Genomic DNA, 3,044 nt, shown 5'->3' with positions numbered 1-3,044 from the left:
AGGTTAAGGGATTTGAAGGCGGGGCAGAAAAACATAGGCAGAATATAATAAGATTGGAAGAAGAGTTAGCTAGTGGTAAAGTGAGCGAAGAAAAGTAAGGCAGAGGGGCATCTAGAAATAGATGCTCTTTTTTATGCCTAAATTTAAGTTTGAAAGGAAACCTGAATGAAACAATTACTAGAAAAAAGAAGTAAGAAACTCAAAGAAGTTTAGTAGCTACCAAGATGTGGTTATTAAAGAAAAAAGTAGCACTTATAGGAACTGATAAAAAAGAGATTTCAGTATAAAAGAGTAATAAAATATTTTGAGTAGAATATATGTAAAATAGAGTAGACAACTTTTAAGATAAGAAAGGGAGAAGTTATGAAAAAGACAAACGTAAATCTTCAAACGATTTTTCTTGGAATAATAGCAGTAATGTTAACAACTTTGATAATTATGATAGGGTCAGGGTATATATTAGCTAGAAATATGTTCTCATTGCCTCCGGAAGTAAAATTTACGCCCCAAGTAACAAATGAAGTAGAGGATCATGTAATCATTATAGAAGAATAACGATAAAAATACATAAATTTAGATATATAAGTGAATAAATCAAGATACAGTACATCCAAGAGGTGTGCTTTTTTTATTCCCAAGATTAAACTAGAAAGGATAACTAGATGAAACAATTGTTAGAAAAAAGAAGTAAACTAATCGAACAAATTGAAGCGATTATGAATGTAGCCGAAACAGAAAAGAGAGCCTTCTCAAAGGAAGAACTAGATAAAATTAATGGTTATACAGATGAAGTAAATCAGATTGATGCCACAATCCAAACCCAAAAAGAAGCTAGAGCATTAATGACTACAATTAAAGAACCAGCAACAAATGATAAGCAAGATCAACCTTCCCTTTTAGATGAAATCAGAGCGTTACAAGCTGATGCCAATAAGGAGATTGAGATTGGAACAAGAGAGGTAAGAGATGGAACACATACCTTTTCAGATACTGCAGTAGGCTCAGGTAATGCACCAACTGAGATTATTTCTAAGACCACTTTTGCAGACTACATCTTAGATAAGCTTGCCTATATCTCACCTTTATATGGGGCTGTACGTCATGAACGCTTTGGAAATAGTAAACATCAAATTCCAGTACAGGCAAACAAGTTAGGAAAGTTTGTCCCAATGAAAGAGCTTGCAGAATATACAACGCAAGTAGCAACCTTTGAGCCAATCAAGCTAGAAGCCCACAAGTTTGGTACATTTATTACATTCTCACAGGAAGCTATTGAGGATACTGGATATAATGTAGAAGCTGAGTTAATGCGACAGCTTGCAGAATCCTATGGTTTAACTTTAGATGAACTTATTGTAAAAGGGAATGCAGAGTATAAGGTGAATGGGCTTAATGACTTTAGTGTGGATGATGGAGTAAAAGAAGTTAAGTTACCAGTAACACTTACACCACAAACACTTACTGAAATGTACTTTACCCTTCCTATTCGTTATCGTCACACAGCAACTTGGGTTATTTCAGACCAAACTGCTAAGGCCTTAACAGATATGAAGTTTGAAGATGGCAGACCAGTATTAGTAACATCATTTAATGGCTCGCCAGTAGGACCACACACAACCATTCTTGGCAGACCAGCTATTATTAATGAGCATGTGGCTGAACTTAATGAAACAGGATCAGCTATTTTCTTTGGAGACCTAAAACGAGTGTTAATTGTAGGTGAAAGAAAAGCATTATCATTACAGAAGTCTACTGAATATGGATTTATCAGAGATGAAATTGCTATTAAAGCAAATATGAGACTAGATATTAAGAAGGCTTTAGGGGAAGCGATGGTTGTAGGTAAATCTAGTGTGGTAGCTAAGAGTAAAGGAAAAGCAGCATAGTAATATGAAACTTTCAGAAGTAGATTTGACGATAGTTAAGGAGTATCTAAGGCAAGATAGTGATGAGGATGATAGGCTTATTGAAGTAATGATTCAGTCTGCTAAGTCGCACATCTGTAATTATACTGGGCAAACATTAGAGGCACTTGAAGCAAGTGAAGATGTGGTAATTGCTATGTTAGTGTTGGTTGCAGATTTTTATGATAATAGAGTGTTAAATGTTAATGAGAGAACGAATATGAGAATTAATAGTATGCTGGAAGGATTGTTGGGGAGGCATAGTGTGAACTTAATATAGAATATTCTGTATACTGATTGTGTCTATAAGGAAGAAGTGGTATTATATAGTTAAAGATTATTTATACTGTAGGTGGGGAGAAGTAAGATGTCAAAAATAACAAAACTGAGTATCTGTTTATTTGCTTTGAGTATACTTATGCTTACAGCTTGTTCTTCGAAAGTAATTGATAAGAAAATTGAAGAAATGTATATCCAAAAAGCAGAGTTATCTATGGAGGAGCAAGCAATTCTTGATCTTGTGGGTCAAAAAGATTTTCCTTATATTGTTGACTTTGTAGTTGATGATAATGTTAAATCTTTGCAAATTAATACATATGAACTTGAAAATGGAGATTGGGAGATAATTAGTGGTGAGAGTAGAGTTTTTGAAGATAATTATGGTAGGATTGCTCTGACTTTTGATAATATAGGCAAAGGGATGAGAATTGCTGTGCAAAGTGAGCATGAAAGAGGTTCAAATAGCTATAGAGCAGATATAAAGTTTGATTTTAAAGGTATGGGTACAGCTACATCTTTTTTGACAGATAAAATTATAGTTGAATATGAAAAGGAAATCCCACTGGTTATTCAAATACATACTAAAAAGAATCAAATATCTTCCCTTAACCCGGAATATGGATTTTATGAACCAGAAGAATACAAAGCATTGGGATATGAAAAGGTTTATGCTATCACTTGTATGTTCAGTCAAAAATTAGTGAGTGAATTAGATGAGTTATATAAAAAGCAAGATTAATCTACTCCACATTCAATGATTAAGCTAGAGGAAATACTTTATCAGATAACCTTATTATTGAGTATTAAGAAAGTAGGTGATAAAATCTATTTCAACGCAGGAAAACTAAACAAAAGAATAAC

At 33.5% G+C, this 3,044-nt stretch carries 4 protein-coding genes; all 4 read left to right on the top strand.

What is annotated here, in order from left to right:
• The first annotated feature begins 363 nt into the window (after positions 1 to 363).
• Entirely contained in the window at positions 364 to 555 is a 192-nt protein-coding gene (locus ACLTBU_RS16805; RefSeq protein WP_412219657.1) for a hypothetical protein, read from the top strand.
• A gap of 107 nt (positions 556 to 662) precedes the next feature.
• Positions 663 to 1,886 carry a phage major capsid protein gene (locus ACLTBU_RS16800; protein WP_412220135.1) on the top strand — a complete coding sequence of 408 codons (1,224 nt, stop codon included), beginning with the start codon at positions 663 to 665 and terminating at the stop codon, positions 1,884 to 1,886.
• 4 nt (positions 1,887 to 1,890) lie between these two features.
• The gene (locus ACLTBU_RS16795; RefSeq protein WP_412220133.1) at positions 1,891 to 2,184 is read left to right on the top strand and encodes a head-tail connector protein; all 294 of its coding nucleotides are present in this window, start codon (positions 1,891 to 1,893) and stop codon (positions 2,182 to 2,184) included.
• An 87-nt stretch (positions 2,185 to 2,271) separates the two neighbouring features.
• On the top strand, positions 2,272 to 2,922 hold the full coding sequence (locus tag ACLTBU_RS16790; protein WP_412220131.1) for a hypothetical protein: 651 nt from the start codon (positions 2,272 to 2,274) through the stop codon (positions 2,920 to 2,922).
• The last annotated feature ends 122 nt before the right edge of the window (positions 2,923 to 3,044 follow it).

The organism is Zhenhengia sp., assembly GCF_046966505.1.
In the GTDB taxonomy this organism is placed as follows: domain Bacteria; phylum Bacillota; class Clostridia; order Lachnospirales; family Cellulosilyticaceae; genus Zhenhengia; species Zhenhengia yiwuensis.
The sequence above is the reverse complement of the archived record's forward strand: the minus strand, read 5'-3'. Positions and strand labels throughout refer to the sequence as shown.

What these genes read in the sequence shown, in the direction of transcription:
- ACLTBU_RS16805 (WP_412219657.1), top strand. Translation starts at nt 364, where the DNA reads ATGAAAAAGACAAACGTAAATCTTCAAACGATTTTTCTTGGAATAATA.
- ACLTBU_RS16795 (WP_412220133.1), top strand. Translation starts at nt 1,891, where the DNA reads ATGAAACTTTCAGAAGTAGATTTGACGATAGTTAAGGAGTATCTAAGG.
- ACLTBU_RS16790 (WP_412220131.1), top strand. Translation starts at nt 2,272, where the DNA reads ATGTCAAAAATAACAAAACTGAGTATCTGTTTATTTGCTTTGAGTATA.
- ACLTBU_RS16800 (WP_412220135.1), top strand. Translation starts at nt 663, where the DNA reads ATGAAACAATTGTTAGAAAAAAGAAGTAAACTAATCGAACAAATTGAA.